Below are 17698 nucleotides of genomic sequence, written 5' to 3'. Positions count from 1 at the left end.
AAAGGTAAGAGTGCGTTTTTATCATTAAATAACAGAAGAGGGTATTATTAGATTTTTATTATACAATAATTAACTAATAGTAGCTTTATTCTTACTTAACCCTTTTAAATATTTTAAATTTTAACATTTCGGTATGTTTATACGGTTTATATTCTTTATAAGGTGAAATAATAAAAGGTTTTGGAGAAGTTTCCAAAACCTTTTATTGTTGATTATCTTATTTATTTTTTCATCATTTCGCGTACTGCTCTTTCCAATTGTCGGTCGTAACCATTAATGTAATCGGCTGGCGTGTTGTACACTTCGATGTCTGGATTAAGCTGTAAGTTCTCTGCAAATCTGCCACTCATATCTTGGCAACCTACTTGCGGAATACCGAATACCATACCATTGATGAGCGTTTCCCACCAAACGGCAGTCATTGTTCCTGCAATTGGCGCACCAATGAGTTTGCCAATGCCGAGGTATTTGTAGATTTGTGGGAATCCCATACCATTGCTGTAATCGTCTTCGCAAATCAGAACGCACGATGGCTTGTTCCATTTGTTGAACGGGTCGTTACCGATATGCTTTCCGTGTGGTATGAATTTCTGATATTCTTTACCGCTGAGAAGGGTGCAAAGGTCGTCGTGCAACCACCCGCCACCGTTGTGGCGTTCGTCCACGATTACGGCATCTTTCACACGATTTTCAGCACTTAGCAATTCGCTGTACACGGTACGGAAGCTTGGACTGTTCATACCCTTGACGTGAACGTAGGCTATGCGACCTCCTGAAATGCTATCAACGAAAGCACGGTTACGGTCTACCCAACGCTTGTAAAGCAGTTCGTCTTGCTGTCCTTTGCTTATTGCCTTCACGGTAACATCGAAACGCTTTTTGCTATCAGGGTTGTAAACCGATACTATGACACGCTTTCCAGCTTTGCCATCAAGCATGTGGTTGTAGTCTTTGCCTTTAAGGATAGGCTCGCCGTCAATCTTTTCGATGATGCAGCCTGCTGTTACACCAGTCTTGCGCACTGCAAATGGTCCACGTTTAATCACTTCTTCCACTTTCAAACCGTCGCCGTCGTAAGTGTTATCGAAGAAAAGACCCAGTGTCGCCGTATATAGCGAAGGACTTTCGCCATAGTATCGTGCGCCCGTATGCGATGCGTTCAACTCGCCGAGCAACTCGCCAAGCATGTCGCGGAAGTCGTATTCATTATTAATATAAGGTAGAAAGCGTTGGTAAATCTTGCGATAGCCTTCCCAGTCTACACCGTGAAGGTCTTCCACGTAGAACTTATCCTTCACCTGTTGCCATACGTGGTTGAAGATGTATTCTCGTTCTTGGTAAGGCTTGTAGTCGAAACGAGCTTCAAAGCTGATGTTTGAGCTTGACTGCTTGGCAAGGTCTACCTTCTTGATACCATTGCGAACACAAAGGTAAAGGTTCTTGAAATCCTTGTCGGCTTCCAGCGAACCGCCACCCACTTCTTTCATTACGATTTGCGTCTTGCCCTCTTTCAAATCGTGTTTCCAAAGGTCGTAACCTCCTTCAAAGGCAGCTTGGTAGTACAATACATCGCCTTCTGGGTTTAAAACGGCATCGCCTAACTGAGAAGAGTTCACCGTTATGCGCACAACACGGTCGCGACAGTTTTCCAAATCGAATTGTAAAGGTTTGATGTTTTCCTTTTTCTTCTCGTCGTCTTTCGTGTCCTTATCTTCCTTCTTCTTGTCCTTTTCAGCTTCGTTCAGCATTTCCCGTTCTTCTTTTGACATACGGAAACGGTCGTAAGCATCGAGGTCGAAGAACATTAAGTAGGCGTCAGACTCTGCATCCCAACTTCCGTGGCTGCGATAACCTGCACGGTCGCTGAAGAACAACATAGCCTTTCCTTTCAGCACCCATTTGGCACCGTTGTCGTTGTAGCCGCTTTGTGTAAGGTTGAAAGGCGCTTTCTTGCCCGAAGCATCTACGAGCGAGATGTCTGGGTTGTTCCAACCTGCATTGCCCATATAAGGAGTTAAGAGCCAACGACTGTCGGGACTCCAAGAGAACCATATATCACCGTCGCTGTAAGAGTAAAGGTCTTTGCCGTCGGTCGCTGTTATAACGTCTTTCGACTTGAGGTCTAAAACCTTCAGCGATGCACGGTTTTCAAAGAAAGCCACCTTCTTTCCGTCAGGACTGTATTGCGGCATCTGCGACGTTTGGTTGGTGTTGGTCAGGCGTTCTTCAACCAATTCCGTTGCATAGGTGAAGTTCTTTTCTGCCTTGTTCTTAATCTTTGTTTCGTAAATCTGCCAAATTCCGTTGCGTTCAGAACCGTAGACAATGCCTCTACCGTCGGGTGCAAAGTCGATGTCGCGCTCTTGTTCCGCCGTGTTTGTTACTTGCTTGGTTGTACGGTAGTCTAACGAAGTAACGTAAACATCGCCGTGCAGCACGAATGCAATTTCCTTTCCCTTTGGCGAAAGTTTTATTTCGGTTGCCCCCGTTGTGCGTATTTGGCGCACAAGGTCTTTGTCTATCTGGTCGGTAACAACGTTTATGTTCACCTTCTTTGGCTGCTCGCCCTCTTTAAGCGTGTAGATTTCGCCATCGTAGCCGTAGCACAATGTGCCGTTGTTTGCCACTGTAAGGAAGCGGACAGGATTCTTCTTGTGGAACGTAAGTTGCTTTTTGCTACTGCCGTCGATATTGCGCTTGTAGACATTGAACGTACCGTCTTCCTCGCTCAGATAGTAGTAGGCATTGTCGTTGCCTGCCCATACGGGTGTTCGGTCTTCGCCGTTGAAGTCGGTCAGCTTGGTATAGTTGCCCTTGCTGTAAAGCCAAATGTCGCGTGTTACGGGCGAACGGTGGTGTTTACGGAAGTTGTCTTCGTAGCCTTTTGCATCGTGATAGAGAATGTCGCCATTGCTTCTGATGCTGACATCGTACATTGTCATAGGCGAATAAAGGCGTGGACGACTTGCGTCGATACCCACTTCGTAGGTCTGTGGGAATGTTCCCGAAGCAAAGAAGATTGACTTTGCCGTCGGCATACCTGCTGATGTAAACAGCACGTGGCTGTTGTCGGTGAATGCCATTGGCGTTTCGTTGCCGCTGTTGGTAGTCAGCCGTTTGGGCACACCACCGTTCTTGTCCATCAAGTAGACGTCCATACTGCCTTCGCGTGTAGAGGCAAAGGCTATCTTCTGCCCGTCAGGACTCCACACCGGGTAGGCATCGTAGGCAGAATTGGTGGTCAGTTGCTTTGCTGTTCCACCGTTTACAGGAACCGAAAAGATGTCGCCTTTATACGAAAAAGCGATGGTTTGTCCGTCGGGCGAAATGGCACTGAAGCGCAACCACAACGGAGCGTCGTCGGCAAAGCTGTTGAGCGAAAGACCCAACAGTGCCGCAGTCAGAATTTTCTTCATTACGTTGGTATTGTTTGTTATTATTATTTTGGTTGTGATTTACAGTTTTACGGCTGCCGTATTTTCAGCAAGCCACGCTCTTTCTTCTTCGTTCAGATGTGGAGAGAGCGTTTCGTACACCCTTGCGTGATAGCAGTTGAGCCATTCGATTTCCTCTGCGGTGAGCAAGTCGAAGTCGATAGGCGCAGTGTCGATGGGTGCAAGCGTGAGCGATTCAAACTGAAGGAATGTTCCAAAGTCGGTTTTCTTGTAAGGCTTTATATATAAGGTGTTCTCTATGCGCACCCCGAATTTGCCTGCAAGATAGATGCCCGGCTCGTCGGTAACGGTCATTCCAGCATGCAACGGTGCAGGTCGCCATTCCATACGAATTTGGTGCGGCCCCTCGTGCACGTTCAGATAGCTGCCCACACCGTGCCCTGTTCCGTGCATAAAGTTGTAGCCTTCGCGCCACATAGCTTGTCGGGCAAAGGCGTCTATTTGCGAACCGCACGCTCCGTCTGGGAATTTGCAGAGGTCGAGCTGTATGTGCCCTTTCAATACAAGGGTGTAAATGCGGCGTTGTTCGTCGGTTATGTCGCCCAATGCTATGGTACGTGTAATGTCGGTGGTGCCGTCTTGATATTGTGCACCGCTGTCGATGAGCACCAAACCACGTGGTTCTACGGGTATATCGGTCTGCGGTGTGGCTTCGTAATGTACGATAGCACCGTGTGCCTCGTAACCCACAATGGTGTCGAACGATATGCCTCTGAACAAATCTTGTTCGGCACGGAGCGATGTTAGTTTCTTTTCGAGCGATATTTCGGTCTGTCCTCCCGCTTCAACGGCGGGTTTCAGCCACTTCAGGAACTTCACCATTGCTATGCCGTCGCGCAGCATAGCATGCTTGAAACCTTCTATTTCGGTTTCGTTCTTCACGGCTTTCATCGCAGGAATGGGCGATGTTCCAGCTACGGCACGGCGGCAATTGAGTGCGTTATACACCTTGTGGGTCATTTCGTCGCTGTTTACAAGCAATGCTTTGCCGTTGTATTCTTGCAATGCCGATAGCATTTCGTCGTACTCTCTTGTTCCTATCTGCTCTTTTTCGAGATAGCTTTGTACTTCTGTTGTCAGCTTGTCGTGGTCGATTAAGAGGGTCGCTTTCGTTGGCTCGATAAGTAGGTAAGACACGAAAACAGGGTTGCAATGCACATCGTTGCCGCGCAAATTAAGTATCCAGGCTATTTCATCGAGTGCCGAAACCAATATGCCGTCGGCTTGCTGTTCTGCCAACGCCTTGCGAATGCGTGCCAGTTTCGATTCGGTTGTTTCGCCTGCATACTGCAAGGGTTGTACTTCTATCTTGTTTTTCGGTATGGAAGGGCGGTCGTTCCATATCTCTTCCAATGGGTCGAAGTCGGTATGAACATAGAAATCGCCCCTTTCGCGTAAGTCCCAAATAAGTTCGGTAGTATAAATTTCCGAGAAAAGCCAACCATCAATGCCTACATGAATGTCTTCGCAGCCTTTAAACTCGCTCGAAAGCCACTCCGAAACCGTAGGTGTACCCTCTACACGCTCCTTCATCAGCACATAGTCGGTGCCTTTCAGTTGTTCTTCCGCAGCAATGAAGTAGCGTGAGTCTGTCCAAAGGGCAGCACTTTTCAGGGTTACGACTGCCGTTCCTGCCGAACCGTCGAAGCCCGAAATCCACTCGCGACCTTTCCAATGGTCGGGTATGTATTCGCCTTGATGCGGGTCGGTGCTTGGAAAAATGAATGCCGAAAGATTGTTCTTCTTCATTAGCTTGCGCAATTTCTGCAAGCGTTGTTGTATTTTGTTCTCCATAAATTTGTTGTTTTTGTTCCGATTTCGTAGCGTCTTCGTGTCGGACAACTGCTGTTTTCCTGCAGTCCTTGCCCACACAACGTGCCATAAAACGTTTATTTTTTAAAGGTTCTGTGTGCCGTTTTCCGACACGTGCCACAAAGTTAAGAAAAATAACAGAAACGCAAAAGAATAAACCTCTAAAGTTTTGGTTATCACGTATTTTATCCCTTGATTTGGCTTTGTTTGGTTTCGTGAACTTCGTATTTTCTTTCTCAAAGTCTTAAAAACTGTGTATAAATGTTTAATGCAGAAACTTGGGCAGAATCGTTGAAATAGAATCGTGAAACAATAAAAATGCTGTTGTTTTCCAAGAAAATCGTTTCCGTTTTCCAAAACCTACGCTTTCGTCAGGTCAAACCTATGCTTTTGCATTGCAAAAGAGCCGCTTTCGCATTGCAAAACAATAGCTTTTGCAACGCTATCTTAGTTCTATATGTTACCTTTATTGTTTATTTTGCGAACATTTTATACGTGTTTCGTTGCACAAATATCCCATAAATGAGCGCAAAAGTTTCACTGCTAAAAGGTTACGTTTGCACACCAATCTTGCGCTTATTTGCGAATAATATTTTTGTAGTTCGTAAAACCCACCTTCTTGCCATTGTTTCACACTTTATTTTTAACAAATTCGATTTTTGTTTATATATAATTAACAAAATGAAAAGGCTAATAGGGGTTGTTGGATTTTGTTGTTAAAACCTATTTTTCTATCTTTGCTTTTGAATTGATGTAACGTAATGAACTAAAAACAAGTTTATGAAGAGATATTTAACGCTTGCGGTTTGTTTTGTATTGATGGCGATGCTGACATCGTGTATCGTCTTTCGTGAAATGCGCGCATTGGTGAAGCACGCACCCAGTATTCGTGATGGTCGGTTGTTTGCACACGATACCATTGCCAACAATGCCAAGAATGTGTTCCATTTTGCGGAAATGCCATTGCATCAGCGTGTGTTAGATACTTTGAAACTTACGTTTGCTAATTACAAGAAGCCTGTAAAGGATAAGACTTTTGCCGAATATACCTGTATGGACGGTGGGGCATCGGCGTTTATCATCATTCAGAACGACACGATAAAGTACGAACATTACAATGGTTGGTTGAAGAAATTGGGTCATTCGAATATCTTTTCTGTGTCTAAATCGGTAACTGCGCTGATGTGTGGCGTTGCTGTGAAGGAGGGGAAAATACGGAGCATAGACGACTGTGTTACCGATTATGTTCCGGAGCTGCGCAATGCTGACGAGCATTTTCAGCGGCTGACGATACGCCATCTGCTGAATATGCAGGCTGGGTTGAAGTATAGCGAAAACTATTCTAATCCGTTTTGTTCAATGGCATTGCTGTATTTTGGGCATAATGCCTTTAAACAGATAAAGAAATTGAAGTTTAAATGTGAGCCGGGAACGAAATACGAGTACAACAGTATGACGACTGCCATATTGAGCTATGTGCTGGAACGTGCAACAGGTGTGAAATACGCAGATTATCTGAGCGAAAAGCTTTGGAAGCCACTCGGTATGGAGACGCAGGCAACCGTAACACTCGACAGCAAGAAACACCGCAATGCAAAAAGCTATGGAGGCATAAATACCAATGTTCGCGACTTGGCAAAGATAGGCAGGTTGGTGCTGAATCAAGGCAATTGGAACGGAAAGCAGATAGTCGATTCTGCTTGGATAGCACAGATGTACGTGCCTGCAATGAAAGAAGACAAAGACAAATACTCGTTAGGTTGGTATAATTTCTCTAAGAGTAAAGCCATTTGTGCTATAGGACTTTTCGGTCAAACCATCTTCGTTTATCCCAAATACAATGTTGTTGCCGTGCGCTTAGGCGAAAACAAACGGTGCCAATACGATGTGCTTGTGCGAGATGTAGTAGATTTGCTTGCAAAGAAAGGTGTTAAGTGGTGAATTGTTAGGTGGTAGGGAAAGGGTGCAGAAAATGAATTTTAGCACCTCCGAAATGCCTAAAACGCAGAAAAAACAGCCAATTATTTGGTAGATAGGAAAATAAGCCGTAATTTTGCACCCGCTAAAGTGGTGTAATGCCGCTTGGCAAATGTTTCACATAATTAATAAATAAAACAAACAAGCATGATTATTGTACCAGTTAAGGATGGTGAGAACATCGAAAGAGCACTCAAGAAATTTAAGAGAAAGTTTGAAAAAACAGGCGTTGTAAAAGAACTTCGTTCTCGTCAACAGTTTGACAAACCTTCTGTTAAGAAGCGCTTGAAGATGGAACGTGCCATTTACGTACAGCGACTTCGCAACGCAGAGGAGTAAAATTCTTGCGTGAAAATTTGGTAGTTCAAAGAAAATTCCGTAACTTCGTTGCCAAGAGTTAAGTATTTGCAACGATGTTGAGCATAGAAGACTTTTTGAAATTCTTGCGTTTGGAGCGGAACTATTCGCAAAAAACAATAGACAATTACAGAGCGGACTTAGAACAGTTTGAACTGTTTTTCAGAAAGTTGGAAGCCGACTTGTCTTGGAAAGATGTTGATGCAGACATTATCCGAGATTGGATAGAGCAAATGATGGACAAGGGAAATGCTCCCGCCTCGGTAAATCGAAGGCTGAGTGCCCTACGTTCCTATTATCGTTACGCACTGAAAAGAGGAGTCGTTGAAACCGACCCTACTTACAACATTCAAGGGCCTAAAAGAAAGAAAGTGTTGCCACAGTTTCTGAAAGAAACGGAAATGGACAAGCTGATTGACCCGAAGATGTGGACAGATACATATAAAGATGTACTCGCGCGTACCATAATAATAACGTTCTATTCAACAGGCGTCAGAGTTTCCGAACTCGTTGGGTTGGATATGAAAGATGTAAACTTCGTAACCCACGAGCTTAAGGTAACGGGAAAGCGCGATAAACAACGTATTATCCCTTTTGGTGAAGAACTCGAAACAACGCTGACAGCATATTTGCAGAAGCGAGATTCGGAAGTAGGAGTGTATGATGCTCTGTTCGTAACCGAAAAAGGTGAGCGTGTAACGGCAAGTCAGGTAAGGACGATGGTGAAAGCAAACCTTGCAAAAGTCTCGACATTGAAGAAGAAATCGCCACACGTGCTACGGCATACGTTTGCGACAGCAATGCTTAACAACAAAGCTGGATTGGGAAGTGTGAAGAAACTGCTCGGACACGAGAATATCGCAACGACAGAAATATACACACACGTAACTTTCGAGCAATTGAAAAAAGCGTATAACGAAGCCCACCCACGGGCATAACCTTAAATAAAAAAAGGAGGTAATTATGGACATTAAAATTCAAGCAATTCACTTTGACACTACCGAGAAATTAGAGGCTTTCATCAATAAGAAAGTCGAAAAACTTGAAAAAACTTACGAAGACATTCAGAAAGTTGAGGTGCAATTAAAGGTTGAGAAACCTGCTGCGGCTATGAATAAGACTACAAGTTTGACGGTCTCAATACCAGGGAACAAACTGTTCGCAGAGAAAACCTGCGACACCTTCGAAGAAGGGGTAGATTTATGCTTGGACGCAATGAAGGTTCAGCTCATCAAGGCAAAGGAAAAACAAAGAAAATAAGAAAAAATATCCTCGATTTCTTGGAGGATAAAAAATAAAGCAGTATCTTTGCAGCCGTTTTACGACTAATTGTAAACACGAGTAGCCAAACGGCTGCAATTCGCCTCTTTAGCTCAGTTGGCCAGAGCACGTGATTTGTAATCTCGGGGTCGTTGGTTCGAATCCGACAAGAGGCTCTCCTGAAAAGGAAAACTTTGGGTAGTTTCCAGAGTGGCCAAATGGGGCAGACTGTAAATCTGCTGCTTCTAGCTTCGGTGGTTCGAATCCATCACTACCCACAACAAGTAGAGAGGTACTTGCCGTTTTGGGCGACTTTCAATTCAGAACAGAGACTAAACGGAAAAATGCGGAAATAGCTCAGTTGATAGAGCACTAGCCTTCCAAGCTGGGGGTCGCGGGTTTGAGCCCCGTTTTCCGCTCACTCTTGCTGTAATAGCTCAGTGGTAGAGCACTTCCTTGGTAAGGAAGAGGTCCTGAGTTCAACTCTCAGTTACAGCTCTACTTTTCTCTTTTATTACAGAGTAAGAAAGAAAAACAAAGATTATTCATTTATAAATTAAACAATAAGCTATGGCTAAAGAGACATTTCAGCGTACCAAGCCGCACGTAAACATTGGTACAATTGGTCACGTAGACCACGGTAAGACTACATTGACAGCTGCCATTTCTAAAACCCTCCATGATAAGGGCTTTGGCGGCGAGGAAGCTAAGTCTTTTGATCAGATTGACAACGCTCCAGAAGAAAAAGAACGTGGTATTACCATCAACTCTTCACACATTGAGTATGAAACCGCAAAGCGTCACTACGCACACGTAGACTGTCCTGGTCACGCCGACTATGTAAAGAACATGGTTACTGGTGCTGCTCAGATGGACGGTGCTATCTTGGTTTGTGCCGCTACAGACGGTCCTATGCCTCAGACACGTGAGCACGTATTGCTCGCTCGTCAGGTAAACGTACCTCGCTTGGTTGTATTCTTGAACAAGTGTGATATGGTTGAAGATGAGGAAATGCTCGAACTCGTAGAAATGGAGCTCGGCGAAATTCTTACACAATACGAATATGAGGAAGATACTCCAATTATCCGCGGTTCTGCACTCGGTGCTTTGAACGGTGTTGAAAAGTGGACCGACAAGGTTATGGAGCTTATGGACACTGTTGATGAGTGGATACAAGAGCCTCCTCGTGCTACAGATAAGCCATTCTTGATGCCTATCGAAGACGTATTCTCAATCACAGGTCGTGGTACTGTTGCTACTGGTCGTATCGAGACTGGTGTTATCCACGTAGGTGACGAAGTTGAATTGCTCGGTCTTGGTGAAGACAAGAAGTCTACTGTAACTGGTGTGGAAATGTTCCGCAAGCTTCTCGATGAAGGTCAAGCTGGTGATAACGTAGGTTTGCTTCTCCGTGGTATCGATAAGAATGAAATCAAGCGTGGTATGGTACTTTGCCACCCAGGCCAGATTAAGCCTTACAAGAACTTCAAGGCTACTGTATATATCTTGAAGAAGGAAGAAGGTGGTCGTCATACTCCATTCGGTAACAAGTATCGTCCACAGTTCTACCTCCGTACAATGGACTGTACAGGTGAAATCACATTGCCAGAAGGAATTGAAATGGTAATGCCTGGTGATAACGTAGAAATCAAGGTTGAACTTATCTACGCTGTTGCTTTGAACGCAGGTCTACGTTTCGCTATCCGTGAGGGTGGTCGTACAGTAGGTTCTGGTCAGATTACAGAGGTTTACGAAGATTAATTCGATATACCAAAATAAATAGATTCCCGTATAGCGGGAATCTATCTACGGGTTTAGCTCAGTTGGTAGAGCACTGGTCTCCAAAACCAGGTGTCGAGGGTTCGAGCCCTTCAACCCGTGCTAAAAGAAGATAATATGTTGAAAAGAATATTTACAAAATTCTTAGAATACTGCAAGGATTGTTATAACGAACTTGCGCATAAGACGACATGGCCTACACGTGCCGAACTTACACACAGTGCAATGGTAGTATTATCTGCTTCCCTAATCATTGCGCTTATTGTGTTTGCTTTTGATTTTATATCACAGCATGTGATGGAGTTTGTTTATCCAGGCTAAAGCATTAGGAAAGAATGGCTGATACTGAAAAGAAATGGTATGTACTTCGTGCCATCAGTGGTAAGGAAGCAAAGGTGAAAGAATACATCGATGCAGAATTACGACAGAATGCGAAGTTGGCAGAGCGTGTTTTCGAGGTTTTGTTACCTACCGAAAGTCACGCATCTTTGCGTAATGGCAAGCGTGTTGTTACCGAGAAGTTAAGTCTTCCTGGTTATGTGCTTGTACAAGCCAATATGAATTCGGAGATTGCATCAACACTCCGTTTTATGCCTAATGTATTAGGTTTCCTTGGTGGAATGGCAGAACCGACACCTGTTCGTCAGGCAGAGGTGAACCGTTTACTCGGAAATGTAGAGGACTCTGTACTTGAAGAAGTACAAGATATTCCTTATACAGTTGGAGAGTCTGTGAAAGTTACCGATGGTCCATTCAGCGGTTTCCATGGTATCATCGAAGAGGTGAATACCGAGAAGCACAAGCTGAAGGTAATGGTAATGATTTTCGGACGACAGAACCCGTTGGAGCTAAGTTTTATGCAAGTAGCAAAAGAGGAATAAGCTGTTACGAGCATACCTCTTTTATATAAATCAATTTTAAATATTAACAAAGAAATGGCTAAAGAAGTTGCTGGATTAATCAAATTACAGATTAAAGGTGGCGCAGCGAATCCTTCCCCTCCCGTAGGCCCTGCATTGGGTTCTAAGGGTATTAATATTATGGGTTTCTGCAAGGAATTCAATGCCCGCACCCAGGATAAGGCTGGAAAAGTTCTTCCAGTTGTTATTACATACTACAACGATAAGTCTTTCAGCTTTGTTATCAAGACACCTCCTGCTGCTATCCAGTTGCTCGAGGCTGCCAAGGTAAAAGGCGGTTCAGGCGAGCCAAACCGTAAAAAAGTTGCTTCTGTAACTTGGGAACAGGTTAGAGCTATTGCAGAAGATAAGATGCCAGACCTCAACTGCTTTACAGTTGAGAGTGCTATGAAACTTATCGCTGGTACTGCACGTAGTATGGGAATCACTGTAAAAGGGGACTTCCCTGGTAAATAATATTAAACTTCAAAAGTAAAAATGAGTAAACTGACAAAAAATCAGAAATCAGTAGCTGAGAAGGTTGAATTAGGGAAGGCATACACTTTAGCAGAGGCATCTGAACTTGTTAAGGAAATTACCACAACAAAATTCGATGCATCTGTTGATGTTGATATTCGTTTGGGTGTAGACCCACGTAAGGCAAACCAAATGGTTCGTGGCGTGGTAACATTGCCAAACGGAACAGGAAAACAGACACGTGTGCTGTGTCTCTGTACTCCTGATCAGGAAGCTGCCGCTAAGGAAGCTGGAGCTGATTACGTTGGTCTTGATGAATATATTCAAAAGATTAACGGTGGATGGACAGATATTGATGTAATCATTACTATGCCATCTTGCATGGGTAAGGTTGGTCCTTTAGGTCGTGTACTCGGTCCTCGTGGATTGATGCCAAACCCTAAGAGTGGTACTGTAACTATGGATGTTGCGAAGGCAGTTAAGGATGTTAAGTCAGGTAAGATCGACTTTAAGGTTGATAAGGCTGGTATTATCCATACCTCTATTGGTAAAATCAGTATGTCTGCTGAACAGATTTTTGGCAATGCAAAGGAATTTATTTCTACCGTTGTTAAATTGAAGCCTGCTGCTGCTAAAGGTACATATATCAAGAGTATCTTTATTTCAAGCACAATGAGTAAGGGTATCAAGATTGATCCTAAATCAGCTGAATAACTCTAAAAGTTTTGTAAAATGAAGAAAGAAGTTAAAGATACGATTATCACTGAACTCGGTGAGAAACTTAAGGAATATCCTCACTTTTACCTTGTAGACGTTACGGGGTTGAATGCAGAGGCTACAAGCTCTCTCCGTCGTAAGTGCTTCAAAAGCGAGATTAAAATGGTTGTTGTTAAGAACAATCTTCTCCACAAAGCTTTTGAGGCTTCAGAATTAGATTATGAACCTCTCTATGGTTCTTTGAAAGGTAATACAGCTATTATGTTTACACAGGTAGCTAATGTTCCTGCAAAGCTCCTTAAAGAATATACAAAGGAAGGTATTCCTGCTTTGAAAGCGGCTTACGCTGAAGAGTCTATGTTCGTTGGTGCTGATAAACTCGAAGAACTTGTAGCTCTCAAGAGCAAGAACGAACTTATTGCTGACGTTGTGGCATTGCTGCAGTCTCCAACAAAGAACGTGGTTTCTGCTCTTCAATCTGGCGCAAACACTATTCATGGTGTGCTTAAGACTTTAGGCGAGCGTCCTGAATAAAACTTAATAAAGTCGAAAATTACATTAATAACAGAACAAAATTAAATATTTAGAATAAAATGGCAGATATTAAAGCTATTGCAGAAGAATTAGTAAATCTTACTGTTAAGGAAGTAAACGAGTTAGCAACTGTCCTCAAGGACGAGTATGGAATTGAGCCTGCTGCTGCAGCCGTAGCAGTTGCTGGTCCTGTTGCTGGTGGTGGCGCAGCTGCTGCAGCTGAAGAAAAGACAGAGTTCGATGTAGTTCTCGCTGAAGCTGGTGCAAACAAGCTTAAGGTAGTTAAGGCTGTTAAGGAAGCTTGCGGTCTTGGCTTGAAGGACGCTAAGGATCTTGTTGATGGTGCTCCTTCTACTATCAAGGAAGGTGTTGCTAAAGACGAGGCTGAAAACTTGAAGAAGCTCATCGAAGCTGAAGGTGCTAAGGTAGAGTTGAAGTAAGAACTCTTCTAAAGTGGTTGATGCTTTTATAATAGCATAAAATCACATTTTATAAAAATATGGTTAGGATTTACCAAGTAGGTGAGTCCTAACCTTTTTGTGTCTTTCGACACTTTTCTTACGCATTTGTGGCATCTTAGCCACGAACATTATTAAAAATATTTTATGGCAACAGAGAATAAACCCAGAGTAAACTTCGCCAGTGTGCAAAGTCCGTACCCATATCCGGACTTCCTGGATTTACAGTTGAAGTCGTTCCGCGACTTTTTACAGCTTGATACTCCGCCTGAGGAACGCAAGAATGACGGTTTATATAAGGTCTTCGTAGAGAATTTCCCTATCACCGATACACGCAATAATTTCGTTCTTGAGTTCTTGGATTATTATATCGATCCACCTCGCTATTCTATTTCAGAATGCTTGGAGCGTGGCTTGACATATAGTGTGCCTTTGAAGGCTAAGATGAAGCTCTACTGTACTGACCCAGACCATGAGGATTTTGGAACATTTATTCAAGATGTGTTCCTTGGTACAATTCCTTATATGACAAGTAATGGTACATTTGTTATCAATGGTGCTGAACGTGTGGTTGTATCTCAATTGCACCGTTCTCCAGGTGTGTTCTTTGGTCAAGGTGTTCATGCAAATGGTACAGTGCTTTACAGTGCTCGTATTATTCCATTCAAGGGCTCTTGGATTGAGTTTGCCACGGACATTAATAATGTAATGTATGCTTACATTGACCGTAAGAAGAAGTTGCCTGTTACAACGATGCTTCGCGCAATAGGTTTTGAAAGCGATAAGGATATTCTTCAAATTTTTGACCTTTGCGAAGAGGTTAAGGTAAACAAGAAAAACATGAAAGCTGCCTTGGGACGCAAGTTGGCTGGTAATGTTATGAAAAGCTGGAATGAGGACTTTGTTGATGAAGATACAGGTGAAGTAGTATCTATTGAGCGTAATGAAGTTGTCGTAGAACGTGAAACAGAAATCACTGATGAGAATCTTGATGTTATTCTCGAAAGCGGTGTGTCTTCTGTGCTTTTGCATAAAGATGAAGATGTAGCAAACAAGTACTCTATAATCTTCAATACGCTTGCAAAAGACCCCAGCCACTCTGAAATCGAGGCAGTAAACTATATTTACCGTCAGTTGCGTAATGCTGATGCTGCTGACGATGCGAGTGCAAGAGAAGTATTCCAAAACCTGTTTTTCTCTGATAAACGCTACGATCTCGGTGAAGTAGGTAGATACAGAATTAATAGAAAGTTAGGACTTGACACCGATATGGACGTTCGTGTCTTAACGAAAGATGATATTATTGAGATTATCAAGTATTTGATTAACCTCGTAAATTCGAATGCAACAGTTGATGATATTGACCACTTGTCAAACCGTCGTGTTCGTACTGTTGGAGAACAATTAGCAAATCAGTTCTCAATCGGTTTGGCTCGTATGAGCCGTACTATCCGTGAACGTATGAATGTTCGCGACAATGAAGTGTTCCAACCAACTGATTTGATTAATGCAAAAACTATTTCAAGCGTTATCAACTCCTTCTTTGGTACCAACCCATTGAGTCAATTTATGGACCAAACCAACCCATTGGCAGAAGTTACGCACAAACGTCGTCTTTCAGCCTTAGGTCCTGGTGGTCTTTCTCGTGAACGTGCAGGTTTTGAAGTTCGCGACGTCCACTATACACACTATGGTCGCTTGTGTCCTATTGAGTCTCCTGAAGGTCCAAACATTGGTTTAATTTCTTCATTGTGTCTCTATGCAAAGATTAACGACCTTGGCTTTATTGTTACTCCTTATAGAAAGGTTACAGAGTCAAAGGTAGACTTAGACAACGAACACGTTGTTTATATGACTGCGGAAGAGGAAGAAGATCTCCCAGTAGGACAGGGTAATGCACCATTGAACCCAGATGGTACATTCATTCGTGACTATGTAAAGTGTCGCCAAGATGCCGATTATCCAGTAGTAGAACCAAGTCAAGTAGCTTTGATGGACGTTGCTCCACAGCAGATTGCTTCAGTTTCTGCTGGCTTAATTCCATTCTTGGAGCACGATGACGGTCACCGTGCACTGATGGGTTGTAACATGATGCGCCAAGCTGTGCCATTGCTTCATAACGATGCTCCTATTGTAGGAACAGGCTTGGAGAAGCAGGTGTGCGAAGATTCTCGTACGATGGTAACTGCTGAAGGCGACGGTGTTATCGAATATGTGGACGCAACTACAATTCGTATTCTCTACGACCGTACGGACGATGAAGAGTTTGTAAGTTTCGAGCCAGCGTTAAAAGAGTATCGTATTTCTAAGTTCCGTCGCACCAACCAAAATATGGTGGTAGACCTTCGTCCTATTTGTAATAAGGGACAGCGTGTTAAGAAAGGCGATATACTTACTGAAGGTTATGCAACCGAGAATGGTGAATTAGCACTTGGACGCAACCTCCTTGTAGCTTATATGCCTTGGAAGGGCTACAACTACGAAGATGCTGTTGTTATTTCAGAGCGAATGGTTCGTGAAGATGTACTTACATCTGTGCATGTAGACGAGTATTCTCTCGAAGTTCGCGAAACAAAGCGTGGTGTTGAAGAGTTTACAGCCGATATTCCTAACGTTAGCGAAGAAGCAACAAAGGACCTCGATGAAAACGGTATTATCCGTATCGGTGCACGTGTTGAGCCAGGCGATATAATGATTGGTAAGATTTCTCCAAAGGGAGAAAGCGACCCATCACCAGAAGAAAAGTTGCTCCGTGCCATCTTCGGAGACAAGGCAGGTGATGTTAAAGACTCTTCTTTGAAAGCCAACCCATCTTTGAGTGGTGTTGTTATTGACAAGAAATTGTTTGCACGTGCTATCAAGACACGCGAAAGCAAGCGTCACGATAAAGTTACTTTGGCACGTCTCGATGAAGAACAAGAGGTAAAAATCAACGATTTGAAGGACTTGTTGGTTGACAAGCTTCTCGAATTGACAGAAGACAAGGTATCGCAAGGCATTAAGGATTATTCAAATGCAGAGATTATTACCAAGGGAACAAAATTCACTATGGCTGCTTTGAAGAACCTTGACTACGAGGGTATTCAGTCAAACGGCTGGACCGACGATGAGCATACCAACCTTTTGATTCAGAAACTTATAATGAACTTCATTCGTAAGTACAAGCAGATGGACGCTGAACTTAAGCGTAAGAAGTTTGCTATTACCATCGGAGACGAACTCCCATCAGGTGTTCTCCAGATGGCGAAGGTTTACATTGCGAAGAAGCGTAAGATTCAAGTAGGTGATAAACTTGCTGGTCGCCACGGTAACAAGGGTATTGTATCAAAGGTTGTACGTGCAGAAGATATGCCGTTCCTCGAAGATGGTCGCCCTGTCGATTTGGTATTAAACCCTATGGGTGTGCCTTCTCGTATGAACCTTGGTCAGATTTTCGAAGCTATCCTTGGTGTAGCAGGTCGCAATTTGGGTGTTAAATTTGCTACTCCGATTTTCGATGGTGCTAAACTTGAGGACTTGAAGGAATGGACCGACAAGGCAGGCTTGCCTCCAATGTGTTCTACTTATATCTATGATGGTGAGACTGGAGAACGCTTCGACCAGCCAGCAACGGTGGGTATTACTTACTTCTTGAAATTAGGACACATGGTTGAAGACAAGATGCACGCACGTAGCATTGGTCCATACTCACTCATTACGCAGCAGCCACTTGGTGGTAAGGCACAATTTGGTGGACAGCGATTTGGAGAAATGGAAGTTTGGGCTATCGAGGCATTCGGTGCTTCACACGTACTCCAAGAGATTTTGACAATTAAGTCTGACGATGTTGTAGGTCGTTCTAAGGCATACGAGTCTATTGTAAAGGGCGAACCAATGCCAACACCAGGCATTCCTGAGTCGTTGAACGTGTTGCTCCACGAGCTTCGCGGTCTTGGATTAAGCATCAAACTTGATTAATTTGCACACCCCAAAA

The 17698-nt window shown here is 43.6% G+C and carries 14 protein-coding genes and 5 tRNA genes; 17 read left to right on the top strand and 2 right to left on the bottom strand.

Translation table 11 applies throughout. From position 1 onward, the window contains the following. Positions 1-221: 221 nt before the first annotated feature. Positions 222-3416 (bottom strand): S41 family peptidase, encoded by a 3195-nt coding sequence (locus tag BWX39_RS08505; protein WP_028905366.1) that lies wholly within the window; start codon positions 3414-3416, stop codon positions 222-224. A 39-nt stretch (positions 3417-3455) separates the two neighbouring features. Then, a complete protein-coding gene (locus BWX39_RS08500; protein ID WP_028905367.1) occupies positions 3456-5249 on the bottom strand; it encodes an aminopeptidase P family protein in 1794 nt (597 codons plus the stop codon). 798 nt (positions 5250-6047) lie between these two features. On the opposite strand from BWX39_RS08500, the gene BWX39_RS08495 reads away from it, so the two are divergent. The 17 genes from BWX39_RS08495 to rpoB all read left to right on the top strand — a co-directional run bounded on the left by BWX39_RS08495 (position 6048) and on the right by rpoB (position 17682). Continuing rightward, on the top strand, positions 6048-7208 hold the full coding sequence (locus BWX39_RS08495; protein WP_028905368.1) for a serine hydrolase domain-containing protein: 1161 nt from the start codon (positions 6048-6050) through the stop codon (positions 7206-7208). Positions 7209-7391: 183 nt separating this feature from the next. Beyond that, positions 7392-7583, top strand: coding sequence for a 30S ribosomal protein S21 (gene rpsU, locus BWX39_RS08490; RefSeq protein WP_004362489.1), 192 nt, complete (start codon positions 7392-7394; stop codon positions 7581-7583). 74 nt (positions 7584-7657) lie between these two features. Beyond that, on the top strand, positions 7658-8539 hold the full coding sequence (gene xerC, locus BWX39_RS08485) for a tyrosine recombinase XerC (RefSeq protein ID WP_028905369.1): 882 nt from the start codon (positions 7658-7660) through the stop codon (positions 8537-8539). Positions 8540-8564: 25 nt separating this feature from the next. Next, positions 8565-8861 carry a ribosome hibernation-promoting factor, HPF/YfiA family gene (gene hpf / locus BWX39_RS08480; protein ID WP_014709515.1) on the top strand — a complete coding sequence of 99 codons (297 nt, stop codon included), beginning with the start codon at positions 8565-8567 and terminating at the stop codon, positions 8859-8861. Between the two features lie 102 nt (positions 8862-8963). Further along, positions 8964-9037, top strand: a tRNA-Thr gene (locus tag BWX39_RS08475). 20 nt (positions 9038-9057) lie between these two features. Beyond that, positions 9058-9139, top strand: a tRNA-Tyr gene (locus tag BWX39_RS08470). A 68-nt stretch (positions 9140-9207) separates the two neighbouring features. Beyond that, positions 9208-9280, top strand: a tRNA-Gly gene (locus BWX39_RS08465). Between the two features lie 7 nt (positions 9281-9287). Beyond that, positions 9288-9359, top strand: a tRNA-Thr gene (locus tag BWX39_RS08460). Between the two features lie 72 nt (positions 9360-9431). Next, positions 9432-10622 (top strand): elongation factor Tu, encoded by a 1191-nt coding sequence (gene tuf, locus BWX39_RS08455; protein WP_028905370.1) that lies wholly within the window; start codon positions 9432-9434, stop codon positions 10620-10622. Between the two features lie 47 nt (positions 10623-10669). Continuing rightward, a tRNA-Trp gene (locus BWX39_RS08450) sits at positions 10670-10742 on the top strand. Between the two features lie 15 nt (positions 10743-10757). Beyond that, on the top strand, positions 10758-10961 hold the full coding sequence (gene secE, locus BWX39_RS08445; protein WP_014709517.1) for a preprotein translocase subunit SecE: 204 nt from the start codon (positions 10758-10760) through the stop codon (positions 10959-10961). A gap of 14 nt (positions 10962-10975) precedes the next feature. After that, a complete protein-coding gene (gene nusG / locus BWX39_RS08440) occupies positions 10976-11521 on the top strand; it encodes a transcription termination/antitermination protein NusG (RefSeq protein ID WP_014709518.1) in 546 nt (181 codons plus the stop codon). A gap of 54 nt (positions 11522-11575) precedes the next feature. After that, positions 11576-12016: a 50S ribosomal protein L11 gene (rplK, locus tag BWX39_RS08435; RefSeq protein ID WP_014709519.1), complete on the top strand. Its 441-nt coding sequence runs from the start codon at positions 11576-11578 to the stop codon at positions 12014-12016. A gap of 21 nt (positions 12017-12037) precedes the next feature. Then, positions 12038-12730 carry a 50S ribosomal protein L1 gene (gene rplA, locus BWX39_RS08430; protein WP_014709520.1) on the top strand — a complete coding sequence of 231 codons (693 nt, stop codon included), beginning with the start codon at positions 12038-12040 and terminating at the stop codon, positions 12728-12730. 18 nt (positions 12731-12748) lie between these two features. Beyond that, entirely contained in the window at positions 12749-13267 is a 519-nt protein-coding gene (rplJ, locus tag BWX39_RS08425) for a 50S ribosomal protein L10 (protein ID WP_014709521.1), read from the top strand. A gap of 59 nt (positions 13268-13326) precedes the next feature. Next, the gene (gene rplL / locus BWX39_RS08420) at positions 13327-13707 is read left to right on the top strand and encodes a 50S ribosomal protein L7/L12 (protein ID WP_028905371.1); all 381 of its coding nucleotides are present in this window, start codon (positions 13327-13329) and stop codon (positions 13705-13707) included. 165 nt (positions 13708-13872) lie between these two features. Next, on the top strand, positions 13873-17682 hold the full coding sequence (rpoB, locus tag BWX39_RS08415; RefSeq protein WP_028905372.1) for a DNA-directed RNA polymerase subunit beta: 3810 nt from the start codon (positions 13873-13875) through the stop codon (positions 17680-17682). Positions 17683-17698 lie beyond the last annotated feature (16 nt).

This window comes from Prevotella intermedia ATCC 25611 = DSM 20706 (assembly GCF_001953955.1).
In the GTDB taxonomy this organism is placed as follows: Bacteria; Bacteroidota; Bacteroidia; order Bacteroidales; family Bacteroidaceae; genus Prevotella; species Prevotella intermedia.
Note: the sequence above shows the minus strand (reverse complement) of the source record. Positions and strands in the feature narration are given on the sequence as shown.